This is a genomic window from Nesiotobacter zosterae (assembly GCF_033843645.1).
GTDB classification, from domain to species: Bacteria; Pseudomonadota; Alphaproteobacteria; order Rhizobiales; family Stappiaceae; genus Pseudovibrio; species Pseudovibrio zosterae.
This window is the reverse complement of the sequence record NZ_JAWXVZ010000002.1, coordinates 356519-375401: the sequence shown is the minus strand read 5'-3', so window position 1 is coordinate 375401 and position 18883 is coordinate 356519. Positions and strand designations below refer to the sequence as shown.

Genomic DNA, 18883 nt, shown 5'->3' with positions numbered 1-18883 from the left:
CCAAATAAAGGGCTGACTTAATGCGTTACCTACATACGATGGTTCGGGTCAAAGATCTGGACGAGTCCCTCGATTTCTATTGCAACAAGCTCGGCCTTGAAGAAGTACGTCGATCCGAAAGCGAAAAGGGTCGTTTCACTCTTGTCTTCCTGGCTGCGCCCCAAGACAAGGAGACGGCAAGTGAGACCAAAGCACCCTTGCTCGAGCTGACCTACAACTGGGATCCGGAGGAATACACCGGAGGACGTAACTTTGGTCACCTCGCCTACATGGTGGACGATATTTACAAGACATGTGCTGAACTGCAGGGCAAAGGTGTAACCATCAACCGCCCGCCACGTGACGGCTATATGGCCTTTATCAAGTCACCAGATGGCATCTCCATCGAGTTGATCCAGAAGGGTGGGCCCATTGAGCCTCAAGAACCATGGGCATCCATGGCCAACACCGGCACTTGGTAACAGATCCTGATCTGAACGAGAGGGCGCGGCTGATCAGTCGCGCTTTTTCTATGCGAATTATCAACGCCCCTTCCCTAGCAATATCAATATGTTATCTTTTTTTATTTCAAACTGTGGATTTTTGATGGACTGACTATTGCCAGCCAACGGTAATCTGAATATAACCCGCCCCACACAAACGAACGGGGTGCTCCTAACACCCACGGTTCGAACAGAGTGCGCCCATCGTCTAGCGGTTAGGACGCCGCCCTTTCACGGCGGAAACAGGGGTTCGATTCCCCTTGGGCGTGCCACTCTCCTCCTCCAAATTCCCGATTTTTGCTTATCAGATGAATTTCGTGGCGTCGAGCGCGCAGCTCTTCACTTCGTGCTGTGTTCTGGCGAACGAAATAAAAAAGCCCTGCACCCGAAGGTGCAAGGCTTAAAAAGTACTGTTGTGCGAACCCTTAGAACGGAATCTCGTCGTCCATTCCGCCGCCGGGGCCGCCAAAGCCGCCGCCGCCTTGCTGGCCGCCACCCTGGTTTCCACCGCCAAAGCCGCCGCCCTGACTGCCACCCTGGCCTCCGCCAAAGTCACCGCCATAGCCGCTTCCACCACCGCCACCGAAGTCGCCGCCTTGACCGCCGCCAAAGCCACCACCTTGGCCGCCGCCTTCACCGCGACCGTCCAACATGGTCAGCGTGGAGTTGAAGCCCTGCAGCACGATCTCAGTAGAATAGCGGTCCTGACCGCCCTGATCCTGCCACTTGCGAGTTTGAATTTGGCCTTCGATGTAAACCTTGGAGCCCTTGCGCAAGTACTGCTCAGCCACTTTCGCAAGACCTTCATTAAAGACAACAACCCGGTGCCATTCCGTGCGCTCACGGCGTTCACCGGTGCCACGGTCGCGCCAGCTTTCAGAGGTGGCAATGCGTAGGTTCACCACTGGGCGACCATCCTGCATGCGGCGCACTTCTGGATCAGCTCCCAGATTACCTACGAGAATGACCTTGTTGACGCTTCCCGCCATTTAAAACTCCTGCAAGTCTTGGCGAGCGCAAATGCGCCATCGCCATATTCAAAAATCTTTTGCGCAACCTATCTATTCCGAACCAAGGTAGCAAACGGCGAGCTCTTCATAGCCTGTCTTGTCCACACGAGGGGAGGCTGAACACCTGTTGGAGCGCGCAGGGACCGGAGGTTGTTCACACATTGTTCTAAATATAGCCGGGATTGACGCGGCGCGGCAACACCCTTTTCTTTGGTGGCGGTCAATTATAAAGCCTCCAAGAAATCCCTTGAATGCTGTAGTGTGTTCCGTATATGTTCCAGTTAAATTTTTCACCAACGCATCCCTCTAGCCTGCCCCTCGACAAAAACAGACACAGATTGCTATCTGCATGAACCACCAAACCACGCAGGCCGCCATACCCGGGAAGGGCAAATGACTACGAAACCATCGCAAGATACGGCCCTTTCCAAGGCCGCCCACGGCGAAGCGAAGATGATCTCCGTTCGAGGAGCCCGTGAGCACAATCTGAAGAATGTGGATCTGGACCTTCCACGCGACAGTCTGATTGTGATGACGGGCTTGTCCGGGTCGGGCAAATCTTCCCTCGCCTTCGACACCATCTATGCCGAAGGCCAGCGCCGCTACGTGGAGAGCCTGAGCGCCTACGCGCGCCAGTTTCTTGAGATGATGCAAAAGCCCGATGTGGATCAAATTGATGGCCTATCGCCTGCCATCTCCATCGAGCAGAAAACCACCTCGAAGAACCCACGCTCAACAGTTGGTACAGTGACGGAGATCTACGACTATCTCCGTCTCTTGTTCGCCCGTGTTGGTGTTCCCTACTCGCCCGCGACCGGCCTTCCCATTGAAAGTCAGACCGTCAGCCAAATGGTTGATCGGATCATGGGCCTTGAGGAAGGCACGCGCCTCTACTTGCTGGCGCCCATCGTGCGCGGCAGAAAGGGTGAATACCGCAAGGAACTGGCGGAGTTGATGAAGAAGGGTTTTCAGCGTGTCAAGATCGACGGCACCTTCTATGAAATCAGCGAGGCCCCTGCCCTAGACAAGAAATACAAGCACGACATTGATGTGGTTGTAGACCGGATCGTTGTGCGTGAGGATATCGCCGGACGCTTGGCTGACTCACTGGAAACTGCCTTGCAGCTTGCCGAAGGATTGGCAACAGCCGAGTTCGCGGATCAGACCGATGAGAAAGGCGACCCAAAACAACTTGTCTTCTCAGAAAAGTTCGCCTGCCCGGTCTCCGGTTTCACCATTGCCGAAATCGAACCACGTCTTTTTTCGTTCAACAACCCCTTTGGGGCTTGTCCAAAGTGCGATGGCCTTGGAACTCAGCTTGCATTCGAAGCCGATCTTGTTGTTCCGGACCCCAACCTGAGCCTGCGCGGTGGCGCGGTTCTGCCTTGGGCCAAGACGGGGTCCACCTCTCCATACTACACCCAGACGCTGGAAGCACTGTGCCGGCACTATGGTCAGTCCATGACAACCGGCTGGTCCAAACTGCCAGAAGACTTCCGCGCCAAGGTTCTCCATGGAACGGGCAAAGAAAAGATTGAGTTCGTTTACGACGACGGCACGCGCTCGTACAAGACTGCCAAGCCGTTTGAAGGCGTGATTGGCAACATCGAGCGCCGTTGGCGTGAGACGGATTCCCAGTGGGTCCGCGAAGAACTTTCGCGCTTCCAATCTGACCATGCCTGCGACGCCTGCGGCGGCTATCGCCTGAAACCAGAAGCCCTTGCGGTCAAGATCGACGGCAAACACATTGGCGAAATCACTCAGCTCTCAATCAGGCAGGCCTACCATTGGTTTGATGAAATCGATCAAAGGCTCAGCACGAAACAGAACGAGATTGCCTATCGTATCTTGAAGGAGATTCGCGAGCGCCTGAAGTTCCTTAATGATGTGGGCCTGGAATACCTGTCCATGTCCCGATCTTCAGGCACCCTTTCCGGTGGTGAAAGTCAGCGCATCCGTCTGGCATCACAGATCGGCTCTGGCCTGACGGGCGTTCTCTATGTGTTGGATGAACCGTCTATCGGTCTCCACCAGCGCGATAACGCCCGATTGCTGGAAACGTTGAAGCACCTTCGGGACCTTGGCAATACGGTGGTCGTGGTCGAACACGACGAAGACGCCGTACTGACCGCAGACCATGTTGTTGACGTTGGGCCGGGCGCAGGGATTCATGGCGGCCAGGTTGTCTCTCAAGGCTCACCACAGCACATCATGTCCGATCCCGCATCGTTGACTGGACAGTACCTGAGCGGTGCCATGGAAATTCCAATGCCCGCGAAACCGCGCAAGGTGAACAAGAAACGTTCCTTGAAGGTGTTCGGAGCCCGCGGCAATAACTTGAAGAACGTTGACGCGACACTGCCACTTGGCACCTTTACCTGCGTTACGGGGGTATCAGGTGGCGGAAAGTCAACGTTCCTCATCGACACTGTCTACAAGGCTGCAGCGAGACATCTGAACGGTTCGCGCGAAAATCCCGCTCCTCATGACCGTATTGAAGGTTTTGAGCACCTCGATAAGGTTATCGACATCGATCAGTCCCCAATCGGTCGCACCCCGCGCTCCAACCCCGCCACCTACACGGGGGCGTTTACGCCGATCCGTGAGTGGTTTGCAGGGATGCCGGAAGCAAAAACCCGAGGATACGCCCCGGGTCGGTTTTCCTTTAACGTGAAGGGCGGCCGCTGCGAGGCCTGTCAAGGCGACGGTGTCATCAAGATCGAGATGCACTTCTTGCCAGACGTTTATGTGACCTGTGACGTTTGCAAGGGCAAACGGTACAATCGCGAGACCCTTGAAGTGCAGTTCAAAGGCAAGTCTATTGCCGATGTCTTGGACATGACCGTGGAAGAAGCAGCAGAGTTCTTTAGTGCGGTACCGGCTATTCGAGACAAGATGGAAACTCTGGCCCGTGTGGGGCTGGGCTACATCAAGGTTGGCCAGCAAGCGACCACCCTCTCCGGTGGTGAAGCTCAGCGTGTCAAGCTGGCCAAGGAACTCTCTAAACGCTCAACAGGCCGCACGCTGTACATTCTGGATGAACCGACAACCGGATTGCACTTTCATGACGTAGCAAAGCTTCTCGAAGTGCTTCACGAGCTTGTTGAGCAAGGCAATACTGTCCTTGTGATCGAGCACAATCTGGAGGTCATCAAAACTGCCGACTGGGTGGTCGACCTCGGCCCCGAGGGCGGCGATGGCGGCGGACAGATTGTGGCCAGCGGCCCACCACAGGAAATTGCAAAAACACCCGGCAGCTATACGGGCGTGTTCCTTGCAGAACTGTTTGAGCGCCGCACCAAGGCCAAGCGTAGGGACGCTGCCGAATAGCAACCCGTAGCTGCCCCCCCCTAAAAGTACTTGATTAACACCCCGGAGCGTTTCCGGGGTTTTTCGCATGTGCACAATATAGAGAAATATTCACACGCCGAAAATTCCTGCAAATCCTAGGGATTCATGAGATAAGGCATGCATTTTATTGGTCCGTATTTTGTTGTATTCCAAGAATAAATCCCGGAATTGCACCATTTGTCGCAGTTCATAAAAATACGTCTTTTGGATTGCCATGCTGCTAATGCATATCTGACATGCACAATGATGTGGTGCAATAATCCAAGAACTGTTCTATATCTTTTTTCAGACGCAACGGGGACCTCCTCCCAAACCCCAAGCGTCAAAACATAGCCTGCGGGTAACCTCCTCCCATACCCAAAGGCAAAAGCGTACGGCGATACCTCCTCCCAATTTCGTCGTACAAGAGTTACGCCCGCCGTTTCCTCCCACCGGCGGGCGTTCGCTTTTTCAGGACAAATTTTTGACGTGATTTGTTTGAGGCTTAGCACCCTTGGCACTGGCCAGCGCGCGCCTTTGCGGATCAACTCTCAGGTCGAGGAACCTCCAGCTCACTGGATCGAACACGGAACCATTTTTCCAGGAGCATTACATCCGGCGGCATTGCATTGGCGAGACGCCAGCTGTCCACTGCCCACTGTACCCCTTTCTCTTTTTCAGTGATAACCGCCGTCGCGTGCGGATAGCGTCCATCAAGGAAGAAACCACGCGCTACCGGGCGAGAGACCGTATGGTGTTTCAAGAAACCTTGTTCTTGAGCGTAGATGAGCAAACTGGTCGTGTTAGTTGCCTCATCAATGCAATCCATTTGGCCTCGTACGCCAGAATTGCGCATATCAAGACCACCTATGTCTTTTGAAGAACCAACAATGCGCCCAACGCGCCTCTCCTGCCAGATGATCGCCTTTGAGAGAGCTTCACGCTCTGCTGAGGGAGACGACGCCTTGCCTTTGCTAAAGATCCGCGCCAGCGCTTTTCGGTCCTTTTCAGAGAAAGCTACCACGGTCTTGTAGGTGCAACCAAAACCATGGCAGATATAGATCCGGTTTCCTGAGGGCTCCCGGCCATTCATGGAGCTATACCACGTGCTCGGATTGGTCCCGGCCAAGGTCATGCACCCGGCAAGAACAGCGCACGCGGACAGGGCCGAAATCAGGCCTAAGCGAATCTGCTTCAACTAAGAACTCCAAGACTTGACGAAGAAACCGAGGGACAGCATATCCCGGTTGGCTATTCAAATTATTGCATGCGACAGGTTTGCGCTGTAATCAAGGGCAACAAATCATGGCTGTGTGTAAGCCTTGGACGACTGAGGTCTGAAGTCAGGCCTGCAGAGAGAGCGCACACGCTGCGCCTCCATCTTAATGTACCAACTGGACTCGGAATGACAGAAAAACCAATTCACGTGGTCGGCGGCGGCCTTGCCGGATCAGAGGCCGCATGGCAAATCGCGCAAAAAGGCCATCCCGTCGTACTTCATGAAATGCGCCCACACCGCAAGACTGATGCGCACCAGACAGAAGGACTTGCAGAGCTTGTTTGCTCCAACTCCTTCCGCTCTGACGATGCCGCAAACAACGCCGTGGGCATGCTGCATGCGGAACTGCGCATGGCCAAATCTCTCATCATGAGCTGCGCTGACGCGCACCAGGTCCCGGCAGGTGGCGCACTCGCAGTGGACCGAGATGGTTTCTCTCAAGCGGTTCAGAAAGCGATTGAAGACCATCCCCTAATCGAGGTTCGACGTGAGGAAGTGCCCGGTGTACCACCGCAAGAATGGGGACAAGTCATTCTCGCAACAGGCCCGCTCACTTCGCCGTCGTTGAGCGAAAGCATTCTCAAGCACACCGATACAGATGCACTGGCTTTCTTCGATGCCATTGCACCGATCGTGCATAAAGATAGCATCAACATGGATGTTGCCTGGTTCCAGTCACGCTATGATAAGGTTGGCCCGGGTGGGACCGGCAAGGACTACATCAACTGCCCCATGACCAAGGAGCAATATGAAGCCTTCATTGATGCTTTGATCAGCGGTGAAAAGACCGATTTCAAGGAATGGGAAGCAAACACCCCATACTTTGATGGCTGCTTGCCAATCGAGGTTATGGCGGAACGCGGACGCGAAACACTCCGTCACGGTCCATTAAAACCAATGGGTCTGACAAATGCCCATAACCCGGAGGTGAAGCCCTATGCGGTCGTTCAGCTTCGCCAGGACAACGCGTTGGGCACGCTCTACAACATGGTCGGCTTCCAAACCAAGTTGAAATACGGCATTCAGACCGATGTCTTCCGCATGATTCCTGGTCTGGAGAACGCTCAGTTTGCCCGTCTTGGCGGTCTGCACCGCAACACCTTCCTGAACTCGCCAAAGCTGCTGACAGAGCAACTACAGCTCAAGGCCGCGCCGCATGTGCGCTTTGCAGGGCAGATCACTGGCTGTGAAGGCTATGTAGAGTCCACGGCAGTTGGGTGCCTTGCTGGCCTGTTCGCTGTTCACGAGCGCCTTGGTGAAACCATGGAGCTGCCGCCAGCGACTTCGGCCATGGGAGCGATCCTGAACCATATTACTGGCGGTCATATTTCGCGCACTGATAACGAAGGGCCCCGCTCCTTCCAGCCAATGAACATCAACTTCGGCTTGCTGCCACCATTGGAAGAGTTGCCAAAGACTGAAGATGGCAAGCGCTTGCGTGGCAAAGAAAAAAGCCGCGCCAAGAAGCAGGCCATGTCAAAACGCGGCCTTACTGCTTTTGAAGGGTGGATCGCAAAGACCGGCCACTAAGCTTTGTGTACATGAGAAACAAAAAAGCCTCTCTGCCATGCAGAGGGGCTTTTTTGCCATTTAAACCGGATAATCGAGTTCACCTAACCGGGGTACTCGAAGTAATCCATGGTCGATGTTTCCTTAAAGCCAACAGACCGATACAAATTTAGCGCGTTTTCATTATCAGGAGCCACCTGAAGCATCACATCTTGTATGCCCAACTCATGTAGCTTCTGGACCCCCTTGGTAAGAATTGCCCGGCCATATCCCTTGTTTCGGTGAGGCGGAAGAACGCCAAGGCCAAAAATGCCTGCAGGGTTGGAGCTGCGTTCAAGATTGATCTTCCCGACGACCTGACCGTTCACCTCCGCCAGAAAGATGCTCATGCCGCGCTTGGCCTCCTGCGCCGGATCCACTTTAAACCCAAGCGCCTCCTCAACACGCACCTCCGCAGTGGTTTGAGCAGACTTGGCGGCGCCAAAATAAATCGCATTTTGACGTGCGATCTCGTCAGCATCGTCTGCCGTGGCGATCTGCAAGGTTAGGTCCGAAGCCACCTCTTGCTCTTCAAAACCTGCAGTTCCCAAAAGTACCATTTCATACTCTGAGAAGGAGTAGGTCGCGCCAAACCCTTTCAGAAAGGCCTGACCGCTCTCTGAGTGACGGTCACTGAGCATCAAGAGTTTCGAAGACCCACGCCGACGCCATTCTTGGATGGAAAGGCGCACCAACCTTGAGAACACACCCTTCCTGCGATAGTCAGGATGCACCATGCCGTTCGCTTCAACGGGAGCTGCGGCGCCGCCAAATCCACAAAGGCCAAGGTAGCCGATCAGCTCGCCCTCAAACATATAGAAGAACTCGTTGATGCCAGTGACCATGTCCTCCTCGGGACGTGTGCTGGCAAGGCTTCGCTTGTAGTCCAGCTCCAGCTTTAGCGCAGCCCCATCATGAGCTTCGCAGGCGGCTTCCAAAGCGAGTATTCGATCAAGATCATCCGCATCAAAGAACTGCTTGAGCTCTATATCCCCATCCAAATCAGGCATTCAAAACTCCAGCGTATCGGCCACCTAGGCCATCAGTTTTTTCAAGGCACGCACGCCCTTCCAATAGGTCCAGTGCAGCTTGAGCGGTGACTCACTCTTTCCAGGCTTGAGATAATCCACATCATCTGCTGTCAGGATATTTAGCTGGGCAGGCACGCCCGTGAGCACAAGAAATGCAGGCGAAGCAACGCTGGGTGTTTCTTTCAAGGCAACCTGTGCTTTACCATAGTGAATCTGGGCAATGCCCAGAAACTCCTCCACCGCGCTTGTGAGTTCAGGTGTTGAATTGCCGCGAAACATCTCGGTTGAGGAGACCCCATGCTTTTCCAAAAGGTCTTTAGGGAGGAAACACTGCTGGCGCGCAGCATGCCAAGGCAGCGCACGAACAAGGCCCACCATGGCATAGGCAACACCGCCGTGGCCACAGGCATCAGCAAAGGCGCGGCCTGACAGATCGCGATTCAGAACGAGTGAAGCGAGTTGAAGAAGGACTGAGCTGGTCTCTCCAGCATACCCTTCAAGGTCCTGTTGGCTCGGCATCGGATCGTTATAAAGATCAAAAACCCGAGCATCGATGAGACGCAAAAGTGCCTCTACTGGCAGATCATGTGTATCGATCGCTTGCAGAAGCGCCGCAGCCACAGGATTGTCGCCGACAGATCCGTGCCCTTGTCCTGCCAAGGTGTCACGCCACCATTGCAAACGCATCTCGCCGGGCAATGCTTCACGCACCAGTTCGCGCACGCGCGCGATCTCTGATGAAAACGCATAAAGCGCCATCAGGGCGTCCCGCGCTTCACGCGGGGCATAAAGAACACTCAAGTATCGAGGATAATCGAATTTACGCACCACTTCGGCGCAATAGGTCGCGTGGTCCATGCGGGCTCCTCAAGCCAACAGGTCAGGCCGCCTCAATCGACGGCGAGGAATGCCGCTGCGATGGCCCGCTTTTCGGAAAAAAGAACGTTGAATGTGCGAACGGCAGCTCCGGTCGACATGCTGTCAACCATAATGCCTTGCTCGCGGAAAGGTGCTTTGAAAGCATCGGAAAACGGTACAAGGCTGTTCCCGGTTCCAATCAGGAGCACTTCCAATTGCTCGCTCTCATCCAGCACCCGCTGAAGAGATTTCAATGTAATATCTTCGAAGGTCGACGGCTCCCAGCCATAGGTACCTGAAGGCACACTTAACAGGGAGCCGCGATGAGACATATCGGCGAACCGGAAGCCGCCTTCCCCATAGGCCGACAGTTCGACCTGTTGCGGAAGGTGAGCATCTCGAATGATCAGGGGTTCGCCGCGTTTTGCCAATCTCTTGTCTCCTTAGGCCTGAATGGCCTTGTTGTCGTCCTCTTCCTTGCGGAAAGCCGATGGTCGCAGCTTCAGCATGATAAGGAATGGACATGCCAGGAAGACCGAGGAGTAAGTGCCGATAACGACACCGAAGATCATGGCAAGAACGAAGGATTGAATGACCTCCCCACCAAAGATGTAGAGCGCAAACAACGCCAACAAGGTGGTGAGAGACGTGTTCACCGTACGCGCCAGTGTCTCGTTTATGGAGCGGTCCAGCAGCTCATCAAGGGGCAGTTTCTTGTAGCGGCGCAAGTTCTCACGCACGCGGTCGTAGACAACCACGGTATCGTTCAAGGAGTAACCAAGGATCGTTAGGACGGCAGCAATACTGGACAATGTGAAGTCCAGCTGGAGCAGTGAGAACAAGCCGATGGTCACGATGATATCGTTCAAGGTCGTCAGAATAGCCCCAACCGCAAAGTGCCACTCAAAGCGGATCCAGATATAGAACAGGATCAATACCAAAGCACCGCCAACAGCCATGATGCCCGCCTGAGCCAGCTCGCCGGAAACACGAGGCCCCACAATTTCTGTACGGCGGAACTCTACATTTTCTCCAAGAGCTTGACGCACGTTGGTCAAGACTTCCTGTTGATCGGCATCTGCATCGCCCTGATGCTCAATACGAATGAGCACCTCCTCGGGGCTTCCGAACTCCTGCACCTGAATATCACCGAGATTCAAGTCGCCCAGCTTGCCGCGGATTTCGCCAATATTCGCAGGCCCATCGGTGGTCTTGATCTCAATCAGGGAGCCGCCCTTGAAGTCGATACCATAGTTGAGGCCGACCGTCAGAAACAGCGCGATAGAAGCAATCGCTACAAAAGCCGTAAACGGGTAGCTAATGCGCCGCCAGCTCATGAAACGAAGGTTGGTCTTATCTGGGACCAGTCGTAGCAATTTCATTTTTTGTCTCCAGATCAGATCGGCAATGTAGATGGGCGCTTGCGGCGATACCACGTGGACACCAGGAAGCGCGAGAACGTCACCGCGGAGAACACCGTCGTGAAGATACCAACCATCAAGGTAACGGCGAAGCCCTTCACTGGACCGGAACCGATGAAGAACAGGATCAGTGCGGCCACCAGGGTCGTGATGTTCGCATCAAGAATGGTTCCCATGGCACGCTGATAGCCCGCATCGATGGCACTCACGGCGGAGCGCCCTGCCCGCATTTCCTCGCGAATACGTTCATAGATCAACACGTTCGCATCCACAGCCATACCGACTGTGAGAACGATCCCTGCGATACCGGGTAGCGTAAGCGTGGCCTGAAGTGTTGTCAGAACGCCGAAGATCAATGTCACGTTTGCAATAAGCGCAACGTTCGACATGACCCCGAAGACGCCATAGGTCAGGATCATGAAGATCACGACTGCTGCTGCACCCACATAGGACGCGATTTTACCGCTCTCAATGGAGTCAGCACCAAGACCCGGACCGACGGAACGTTCTTCGATCACATTGAGCTTTGCCGGCAACGCACCAGCGCGCAGCAGTACGGCAAGGTTGTCAGCGCCTTCCACGGTAAAGCTGCCGGAAATCTGTCCAGAGCCGCCTGTGATTGGTTCACGAATTACCGGGGCAGAGATAACCTCGTTATCCAAAACGATTGCGAAAGGACGATTTACGTTCTGACGGGTCACATCCGCGAACTTGCGCGCACCAGCGGTGTTGAAGCGGAAGTTCACTACCGGCTCATTGGTTTGCTGGTCAAAAGCAACCGAGGCGTCCTGAAGCTCTTCGCCAGTCAACAGCGGTGTTTCGTCAAGAAGGTACGGAAGTTGATCCTCCACTCCATAGACGATCATTGTACCTGCCGGAGGCCGGGACTGGAGCGCCTGCGAGGGAGACATGGAATCGTCAACCAAATGGAACGTCAACTGAGCAGTCTGGCCGATGATATCCTTGAGACGCTGCGGATCGCTTTCACCCGGAGCCTCCACGAGAATACGGTCGGTGCCCTGACGCTGAATGCTTGGCTCGGTTGTACCAAGTTCGTCAACGCGGCGGCGAATAACCTCAATGGACTGTTCAACGACCTTCGCGAGGCGCTGCTGCAAACCATCATCAGTGAACGTAAACCGGAAAAGACCATCGCCTTGGTCATCGAGCTGGAACTCATTCACTGTCTGACCGCCAAAAACGCCGGTGTTCAGTGGGTTCAACTGCTCGTTCAGGCGGGCGCGCGCTTCATCGATCTTGGCGGCATCACGAATGCGCACCTGCACCGAATCTCCTTGAATACCCAGCCCGGTGTAGCCAATGCGGGGATTTTCACGAAGCGCTTGGCGAACATTGCCAACCAATTGGCGGAATTGCTGCTGCTTGTAGTCTTCACTATCGACTTCATAGAGCAGATACGCGCCCCCCTGAAGATCGAGACCCAAAACAATCTGCCGCTTTGGCATGAAATCGGGCCAACTCTCAAGCGTGGACTTCGAGAAGAAATTTGGCAGTGTTGCCAAAACGCCGGCTAGGACAACGAGGAGGATCAAGGTGATCTTCCAACGCGCGAAATAAAGCATGTTTCTCTGCCTGGTTTAGGAAACTCCCCGCAAGCGCATCGACAAAGTCCACACGCCTACGGAGAGTTTAAAGTTGCAATCAAGAAGCGGCTTATTCGCCTTCTTTTACCGGCTCAGACTTGGAGCGGACTTCTTGAACCATTGCACGCACAACGCGAATTCGGACGTTCTCAGCAATGTCGACCTGAATTTCGTTATCGTCGACTACTTTGGATACCTTACCAATCAGACCGCCAGAAGTAACGATGGTATCCCCACGGCGCAGATTGTTGACCAACTCCTGATGTGCCTTCATGCGCTGACGCTGTGGTCGGATGATCAAAAACCACATGATCACGAAGATCAGGATGAATGGAAGGATGGACATCAGCATGTCCGGTGCGCCACCAGCACTCTGCGCGTAGGCGGGGGTAATAAACATTCTCTTCTCCTTAGCCCGAAACTGCCAACTGCAGCGGGAGTTCAAACCACCGGTTTATGTAAAGGCTTTGTGGCCCCGTTCAACCGAAATCGGTTAGTTTGCGCCGGACTATACAAGCCATAACAATGTTTTCAAGATTTTGCGGCTCTCAAGAGGACTTTCCCCAGCCACAACCGACATGCTAGTGCTTGTGGCATCGAAATATTGCCGCGATGCTTGTTCTCTGAAAATTTATGTTGTCAGCAACCGCAGCCGGCCAACTCAAATCATAAGACTTCCAGAATATGCCAAATCAGAACGCCGACTTTACTGCTCTGACCGAGCGACTTGACCGACTTCTTTCACTCGTTGAACGCGCTGTCCCGCAAGAAGACAGGCCGCCAGATTTTGAGGCCGCAGATGCTTTCATCTGGCACCCCTTGCCAAAAGGGGTACAACCCGTAGCAAGAGTAAACAAGGTACCACTTGACCTGTTAAAGGCCGTAAATCATTCTAAAACAGCTCTTTTTGAAAATACACAGCGCTTTGCCAGAGACCTTCCTGCGAACAATGCGCTCCTGTGGGGCGCTCGTGGTATGGGAAAATCGTCGCTGGTCAAAGCGATACACGCGAGCATCAATGAAGATCGGCCAGAAAACACCCCTGCCCTTAAACTCATCGAAATTCACCGGGAAGACATAAGCACCCTACCCGACCTCTTGAGTCGGCTTCGCGATAGCGCGTTCCGTTTCATTGTCTTTTGCGATGACCTGTCTTTCGATGGTGATGACGCCACCTACAAAAGCTTGAAAGCTGCACTTGAGGGCGGCATTGAGGGACGGCCTGAAAATGTCTTGTTTTATGCGACGTCTAACAGGCGGCACCTGCTGCCGCGCGACATGATGGAAAACGAGCGCTCCACTGCCATTCACCCTGGGGAAGCCGTGGAAGAAAAGGTCTCCTTGTCAGATCGATTCGGCCTTTGGCTCGGCTTCCACAAGTGCTCGCAGGAGGACTATTTGGAGATGATCTCCGGTTATGTAGCCCAATATGGATTGAAGATCGACGAAAAGGAGTTGCGCACGCAGGCGCTTGAATGGTCCACAACACGGGGCGCACGATCAGGCCGAGTTGCATGGCAGTTCATCCAGGATCTGGCGGGCCGACTGGGCCAGAACTTATCGTAGGTCTCAGGCCTGCCATCAGACACTGTAATCTACCTGGAGATATGAAAAAGGCGGCTCCATAGGGGCCGCCTTTTTCAAATCAAACTTCTCGCAACTAGGAATTTGGCAGGTGCTGCAATGGATCAACGGGCTTGTTGTCCTTGCGCAGCTCAAAGTGAAGCTGAGGCTGAGATACCGATCCCGTCGCGCCTGCCTTGGCGATAACCTGACCACGCCGCACTGAATCTCCCCGGCGGACCAGAAGTTCGCTGTTGTGGGCGTAAGCTGACACCCAGCCATTGGAGTGACGGATCAAAACCAGATTACCGAAGCCTTTCAGCTCATTACCGGAATAGACAATAGTGCCATCTTCCGTCGCCTTGATCTCTGTTCCTTCCGGAACAGCAAGGTTGATCCCGTCATTATGTGCGCCGCCCGGCTTCGGGCCAAAGTCGGAAATGATCCGACCACTTACAGGCCAACGGAAGAAGCGTTTTGGTTCCGTACCTTCCTGCGGGTTCAAAGAGGCGGTTTTCACCTCCTCTGCCTGTTGAGGCTGTGCCTGTTGCACTGGCTCGACACGCTGAACAGCTGGAGCTACCTCCATCTGGGTCGCAGGTGCACTTACACGCTGTACCGGCTGAGAAACCGTTGAGGTGGATACCTGGCGCACACCAGACGAATTCACTGTCGAAGATGCCACAGCGGGCTGAGCGGTAACTGTCGGCTGTGTTTGACGCTGAACCGCTTCAGGTTGAGGTGCACGGGCGACCTGTACTGTCTGTGTAGGTGCTGCAACCGAACCGACACGCTTTGGCTCAGGGACCGCCGAAATGCCCGCCAAAGACACCGGTTGCGTAACGGTCTGTGCGACTTGCATTGCTCCTGGTTTGGACTTTGGCAACGCAGTAATCTTCACAGTCCGTTCTTGGTAGACCGGTTGCTGATTTTGAAACACTGGCGGATTAGCCGCCTGCTGACCACGTTGTGGTTGGTATGTTGGCTGCAATGGCTGCTGCTGAACCGGCTGCCGATAGACAGGCGCAGGCTGTTGGTATTGCGGCTGATAGGTTTGCTGACCCGCACTGGACGGCTGCCCAACATTACCAGGCGGTAAGCGCAACTGCGCCAACTGTGCTCCAAACTCTTGGCGTTCTGCCTGAATCAGGTCCGTATCAGTGGCAACCGCGAGACTGGCCGTCTCGGAGCTGGGTACAATCCCGCTACTAGATACGTTCGATGGACTAGTTGCCACCTGAGGTGAGTTGAAAGCTTGCAGGGTTTGCTCTCGCACCGGGATGATTACACTGTCTCCGGCCTTGAATGCCGAGGGAGAAGTCACCCTGTTTGCGTGCATGATGGCAGCAGCAGGAACGTTGTGTTTACGGGCTAGACTGTCGAGGGTCTCTCCGTGCTGAAGCACGACAATCGACCCGCCTTTCGCCTGCCAACCGAGGTTCTTGTCTGGAGCCTTGGCAAGGCTTGCAGGAACGCGTTGGCTCGCACTGCGCTGAAGCGATGCAGATGGAAACGAACCGCGCTGTGAACCTTCAGCAGCCGCATAGCTAGACGAGAAGTCCGGCTGCCACGCGGAGCTTTGAGGTGCACTTGCAATGGGCTGCAGTGAACTTGTTGTAATTGGTTCCGACGGCTCAGAGACCGGCGGTAAAGACGCCACTTGTGTTGGCGCAGAAGTCAACTCTTGCGCCTTGACCTGCGCTGCAGGTGGAAGCGACTGGTTCTCGTATTCAGAGACCTCGAAGCGATCAATGCGCGAGCTGCAGCCAGCAAGGCCAGTCGCCACGATCAACGCGCAAGCAGCTACGCCGCGCTTTAGCTTTTTAGAAGACTCAGATTTGGAAAGCATAACCGCCCCACACAAAACTAGAAAAGGCAAACTCTAGTTTTTTGTAGTCCAACTACGGTTGATATTTGCTTAATTTAAGAAATTGTTTAGCTAAAGCTTTGCCGCGATACCCGGTGTCAGAGGCAAAAAGCGAAAGGCTCCAAGAGGTTTCTGCTCTGTGGATCTTCCGGCCTTTTCAAATACCGTTAGAATCGGTAAGCGCCCCTCGCCCCGAATTGGGACATATATTTTGCCCCCGGGTAAGAGTTCATCGAGCAAGAAACCCGGCAATCGATCGACACATCCATTGAGAAGGATTCGATCGAACTGCCCACGCTCCTCTTCATCGCTGACCGCAGAAAGGCCATCCGCATGCAACACGGTTACGTTTGTGATCCGTGAGGAGCGAATTCGGTCTTCGGCTAGTTGAGCCAAAGTTCTGTAACGCTCCAACGTCACAACCTCACCTACCAACTTCGAGAGGATTGCGCTCTGATAGCCCGAGCCTGTGCCAATCTCCAAAACGCGGTGATCGCCTTTTAGCTCCATGAGGCCGCAAATTTTTCCGGTCATGGATGGCGGCGTGCTCATCTGGCCGCAATCGATCGGAAACGCCCTGTCTGCATAGGCGAGCGCCTGATGCTTGGCATAGAGGAACATGCGCCGATCAACCGCTTCCAAGGCACCAAGAACAGCATAATCGGAAACGCCGTTTGAACGCAGATCCATAACCCACGCTGCGCGCCGTTCCCGTTCCGCTTCATGAGCTTCTGCCGCCCCTGGAACCTCTGAAAGATCGGTTTGGTCCATTGCCATCCTGTCCAAGACCGCTCCCCGTGCGGGAGAGCGCCTAGAGAGCGCCCCTCAATGTTTCATCGAGGGAGGCCATCAATTCACGAGCCGTTAGATTGAGGTGCAAAGGTGTCACCGAAATGTAGCCCTGTTGAATAGCTTCAATATCGGTGCCCGCGTCGCCTGCAAACCAGCGATTGTTGAATGCAAGCCAATGGTATGGATTGCCGCGCCCGTCTTTGCGGCTCTCAATGTACATGGAGTCAGCTGGACGCTTGCCTTGCGGCACCACACGAACGCCTTCCACCTCTTCCGGACTGCGTTTCGGGAAGTTGATGTTGAGCAGCGTGTCTCTCGGCAAGTCAAATGAAAGCAGCCGCTTTAGCAGGCCTGGGCCGTGCGCTTCAGCTGGATCATAGTTTGGCCCTGCATCTTCCCCGAACCGATAGTGTTGGGAAAGCGCAATAGAAGGAATACCCAGAAGCGTGCCTTCTATCGCACCGGCGACGGTACCGGAATAGGTAATGTCATCGGCAATGTTCACACCGCGATTGATGCCGGAAAGCACCAGATCCGGAGGCGTATCCAGAACCTTCTTTACACCCATGATCACGCAGTCCGTCGGCGTGCCCCGCAGTGCGAACTTCTTGTCTTCAATCTCGCGCAAGCGCAGTGGGTCGTTTAGTGAAAGCGAGTGAGAAACGCCACTTTGGTCCGTTTCCGGTGCTACAACCCAAACATCATCGGATAGCTGATGCGCAATGCGCTCAAGTGCCGCCAAACCATCGGCATGAATTCCATCATCGTTCGTAAGCAAAATCCGCATTGCGCATCAGTCCTCAAATTATCCGATTTTCTCAAGGCCATTCATGTATGGCCGCAGCACTTCCGGCACCACAATAGAGCCGTCAGCCTGTTGATAGTTCTCTAGAACGGCGATCAAGCAGCGCCCTACAGCAACACCAGACCCGTTGAGGGTGTGTGCAAACTGAAGCGCCTTGTCACCGTCAACACGGTAGCGGGCATTCATGCGGCGTGCCTGGAAGTCCCCACAGACAGAGCAAGATGAAATCTCACGATAAGCATCCTGCCCCGGTAGCCAAACTTCAATGTCATAGGTCTTGCGCGCACTGAAGCCCATATCACCCGTACATAGGGTCATGACACGATAATGAAGACCGAGCTTCTGAAGAACTTTCTCCGCGCATTCCCGCATGCGTTCCAGTTCATCCAAAGAACTGTTCGCATCTGTGATGGAAACAAGCTCGCACTTTTCAAACTGGTGTTGACGAAGCATGCCGCGTACATCGCGGCCCGCAGAACCCGCTTCAGAACGGAAACAATAGGTCAGGCCCGTAACGCGGATCGGCAGTGCGGTGGAATCGAGGATCTCACCGGCAACCATATTGGTAAGCGGTACTTCCGCAGTCGGAATCAGCCAACGGCCTTCGGTAGCCCGGAAAAGATCGTCCGCAAACTTCGGCAGCTGACCCGTACCAAACAACGCTTCATCACGAACCAGCAGCGGCGGAGAAACCTCCAAGTAACCGTGCTCTTCCGTATGCAGGTCGATCATGAACTGGCCCAGAGCACGCTCCAGACGTGCAATCTGGCCTTTCAGCACGGTGAACCTTGAGCCGGAGAGTTTCGCGGCGGTCTCAAAGTCCATTCCGCCCTGCGCTTCGCCCAGCTCGTAATGTTCCTTCGGGGTGAAATCGAAAGACGGCTTTTCGCCCCACATGTGAAGCTCAACGTTGTCGTTCTCATCCGCACCCACTGGCACGTCAGAAAGACCGATATTCGGGATTCTGCTGAGAGCTTCCTGAAGCGCTGCGTCGAGCTTGCGTTCTTCTTCTTCACCAGCCTGGATGAACGCCTTGATCTCGGCGACCTCCTTCATGAGCGCCTGCGCACCGTCCTCATCACCAGAAGCCTTGGCCTTGCCAATCTCCTTTGATGCGGAGTTGCGGCGCTGCTGCGCTTCTTGAAGTTTGGTGACATGAGATCGGCGCGCATCATCCAGTTCAAGGAGTTGTGCAGCACGTGGCTCGTGATCGCGAGCCTTCAGACCGGCATCAAAAGCCTCTGGGTTCTCGCGTATCCATCTGATGTCAAACATGGCTATCTTAGTCCCGGC

The 18883-nt window shown here is 54.4% G+C and carries 16 protein-coding genes and 1 tRNA gene; 5 read left to right on the top strand and 12 right to left on the bottom strand.

The annotated features are described in order from the left end of the window. The first annotated feature begins 20 nt into the window (after positions 1 to 20). Both gloA and Q3Y58_RS04625 read left to right on the top strand, forming a co-directional pair. A complete protein-coding gene (gene gloA / locus Q3Y58_RS04630; protein WP_319621226.1) occupies positions 21 to 461 on the top strand; it encodes a lactoylglutathione lyase in 441 nt (146 codons plus the stop codon). A gap of 218 nt (positions 462 to 679) precedes the next feature. Beyond that, positions 680 to 754 (top strand) — tRNA-Glu (locus Q3Y58_RS04625). 153 nt (positions 755 to 907) lie between these two features. Here the strand turns inward: Q3Y58_RS04625 and ssb are convergent. Then, on the bottom strand, positions 908 to 1471 hold the full coding sequence (gene ssb, locus Q3Y58_RS04620) for a single-stranded DNA-binding protein (protein ID WP_319621225.1): 564 nt from the start codon (positions 1469 to 1471) through the stop codon (positions 908 to 910). Positions 1472 to 1885: 414 nt separating this feature from the next. Here ssb and uvrA point away from each other — a divergent pair, with 414 nt between their 5' ends. Then, positions 1886 to 4822 (top strand): excinuclease ABC subunit UvrA, encoded by a 2937-nt coding sequence (uvrA, locus tag Q3Y58_RS04615; RefSeq protein WP_413697781.1) that lies wholly within the window; start codon positions 1886 to 1888, stop codon positions 4820 to 4822. Positions 4823 to 5366: 544 nt separating this feature from the next. Here the strand turns inward: uvrA and Q3Y58_RS04610 are convergent. Then, complete coding sequence (locus Q3Y58_RS04610) at positions 5367 to 6020, bottom strand: hypothetical protein (protein ID WP_274216851.1); 654 nt, start codon at positions 6018 to 6020, stop codon at positions 5367 to 5369. Between the two features lie 207 nt (positions 6021 to 6227). Here Q3Y58_RS04610 and trmFO point away from each other — a divergent pair, with 207 nt between their 5' ends. Further along, the gene (gene trmFO / locus Q3Y58_RS04605) at positions 6228 to 7631 is read left to right on the top strand and encodes a methylenetetrahydrofolate--tRNA-(uracil(54)-C(5))-methyltransferase (FADH(2)-oxidizing) TrmFO (protein ID WP_319621224.1); all 1404 of its coding nucleotides are present in this window, start codon (positions 6228 to 6230) and stop codon (positions 7629 to 7631) included. 83 nt (positions 7632 to 7714) lie between these two features. On the opposite strand, the gene Q3Y58_RS04600 is transcribed toward trmFO, so the two are convergent. The 6 genes from Q3Y58_RS04600 to yajC form a co-directional block, all read right to left on the bottom strand. Continuing rightward, the gene (locus Q3Y58_RS04600) at positions 7715 to 8659 is read right to left on the bottom strand and encodes a GNAT family N-acetyltransferase (RefSeq protein WP_319621223.1); all 945 of its coding nucleotides are present in this window, start codon (positions 8657 to 8659) and stop codon (positions 7715 to 7717) included. A 24-nt stretch (positions 8660 to 8683) separates the two neighbouring features. Beyond that, positions 8684 to 9538 (bottom strand): phytoene/squalene synthase family protein, encoded by an 855-nt coding sequence (locus tag Q3Y58_RS04595; protein WP_319621222.1) that lies wholly within the window; start codon positions 9536 to 9538, stop codon positions 8684 to 8686. Between the two features lie 32 nt (positions 9539 to 9570). Next, a complete protein-coding gene (locus Q3Y58_RS04590; protein ID WP_274216847.1) occupies positions 9571 to 9969 on the bottom strand; it encodes an Mth938-like domain-containing protein in 399 nt (132 codons plus the stop codon). 12 nt (positions 9970 to 9981) lie between these two features. Next, positions 9982 to 10920: a protein translocase subunit SecF gene (secF, locus tag Q3Y58_RS04585; protein WP_319621221.1), complete on the bottom strand. Its 939-nt coding sequence runs from the start codon at positions 10918 to 10920 to the stop codon at positions 9982 to 9984. Positions 10921 to 10934: 14 nt separating this feature from the next. Next, on the bottom strand, positions 10935 to 12542 hold the full coding sequence (gene secD / locus Q3Y58_RS04580) for a protein translocase subunit SecD (RefSeq protein WP_319621220.1): 1608 nt from the start codon (positions 12540 to 12542) through the stop codon (positions 10935 to 10937). Between the two features lie 91 nt (positions 12543 to 12633). Next, entirely contained in the window at positions 12634 to 12963 is a 330-nt protein-coding gene (yajC, locus tag Q3Y58_RS04575) for a preprotein translocase subunit YajC (RefSeq protein ID WP_274216844.1), read from the bottom strand. A gap of 284 nt (positions 12964 to 13247) precedes the next feature. Here yajC and Q3Y58_RS04570 point away from each other — a divergent pair, with 284 nt between their 5' ends. Continuing rightward, positions 13248 to 14129 carry an ATP-binding protein gene (locus tag Q3Y58_RS04570; RefSeq protein ID WP_319621219.1) on the top strand — a complete coding sequence of 294 codons (882 nt, stop codon included), beginning with the start codon at positions 13248 to 13250 and terminating at the stop codon, positions 14127 to 14129. 94 nt (positions 14130 to 14223) lie between these two features. Here the strand turns inward: Q3Y58_RS04570 and Q3Y58_RS04565 are convergent, their stop codons facing one another. The 4 genes from Q3Y58_RS04565 to serS all read right to left on the bottom strand — a co-directional run bounded on the left by Q3Y58_RS04565 (position 14224) and on the right by serS (position 18865). Next, positions 14224 to 15975 (bottom strand): peptidoglycan DD-metalloendopeptidase family protein, encoded by a 1752-nt coding sequence (locus Q3Y58_RS04565; RefSeq protein WP_319621218.1) that lies wholly within the window; start codon positions 15973 to 15975, stop codon positions 14224 to 14226. A gap of 90 nt (positions 15976 to 16065) precedes the next feature. Further along, positions 16066 to 16764, bottom strand: coding sequence for a protein-L-isoaspartate O-methyltransferase family protein (locus Q3Y58_RS04560; RefSeq protein ID WP_274216841.1), 699 nt, complete (start codon positions 16762 to 16764; stop codon positions 16066 to 16068). Positions 16765 to 16804: 40 nt separating this feature from the next. Further along, positions 16805 to 17572, bottom strand: coding sequence for a 5'/3'-nucleotidase SurE (gene surE, locus Q3Y58_RS04555; protein ID WP_319621217.1), 768 nt, complete (start codon positions 17570 to 17572; stop codon positions 16805 to 16807). Between the two features lie 18 nt (positions 17573 to 17590). Beyond that, positions 17591 to 18865, bottom strand: coding sequence for a serine--tRNA ligase (gene serS, locus Q3Y58_RS04550; protein WP_319621216.1), 1275 nt, complete (start codon positions 18863 to 18865; stop codon positions 17591 to 17593). Between the last annotated feature and the right edge of the window lie 18 nt (positions 18866 to 18883).

Excerpts from the sequence above, each read along its gene's own strand:
- Q3Y58_RS04595 (WP_319621222.1), bottom strand. The coding sequence starts at position 9,538 with ATGGACCACGCGACCTATTGCGCCGAAGTGGTGCGTAAATTCGATTAT.
- Q3Y58_RS04600 (WP_319621223.1), bottom strand. The coding sequence starts at position 8,659 with ATGCCTGATTTGGATGGGGATATAGAGCTCAAGCAGTTCTTTGATGCG.
- gloA (WP_319621226.1), top strand. The coding sequence starts at position 21 with ATGCGTTACCTACATACGATGGTTCGGGTCAAAGATCTGGACGAGTCC.
- trmFO (WP_319621224.1), top strand. The coding sequence starts at position 6,228 with ATGACAGAAAAACCAATTCACGTGGTCGGCGGCGGCCTTGCCGGATCA.
- surE (WP_319621217.1), bottom strand. The coding sequence starts at position 17,572 with ATGCGGATTTTGCTTACGAACGATGATGGAATTCATGCCGATGGTTTG.
- secD (WP_319621220.1), bottom strand. The coding sequence starts at position 12,542 with ATGCTTTATTTCGCGCGTTGGAAGATCACCTTGATCCTCCTCGTTGTC.
- yajC (WP_274216844.1), bottom strand. The coding sequence starts at position 12,963 with ATGTTTATTACCCCCGCCTACGCGCAGAGTGCTGGTGGCGCACCGGAC.
- Q3Y58_RS04565 (WP_319621218.1), bottom strand. The coding sequence starts at position 15,975 with ATGCTTTCCAAATCTGAGTCTTCTAAAAAGCTAAAGCGCGGCGTAGCT.
- serS (WP_319621216.1), bottom strand. The coding sequence starts at position 18,865 with ATGTTTGACATCAGATGGATACGCGAGAACCCAGAGGCTTTTGATGCC.
- secF (WP_319621221.1), bottom strand. The coding sequence starts at position 10,920 with ATGAAATTGCTACGACTGGTCCCAGATAAGACCAACCTTCGTTTCATG.
- uvrA (WP_413697781.1), top strand. The coding sequence starts at position 1,886 with ATGACTACGAAACCATCGCAAGATACGGCCCTTTCCAAGGCCGCCCAC.
- Q3Y58_RS04570 (WP_319621219.1), top strand. The coding sequence starts at position 13,248 with ATGCCAAATCAGAACGCCGACTTTACTGCTCTGACCGAGCGACTTGAC.
- ssb (WP_319621225.1), bottom strand. The coding sequence starts at position 1,471 with ATGGCGGGAAGCGTCAACAAGGTCATTCTCGTAGGTAATCTGGGAGCT.
- Q3Y58_RS04560 (WP_274216841.1), bottom strand. The coding sequence starts at position 16,764 with ATGGACCAAACCGATCTTTCAGAGGTTCCAGGGGCGGCAGAAGCTCAT.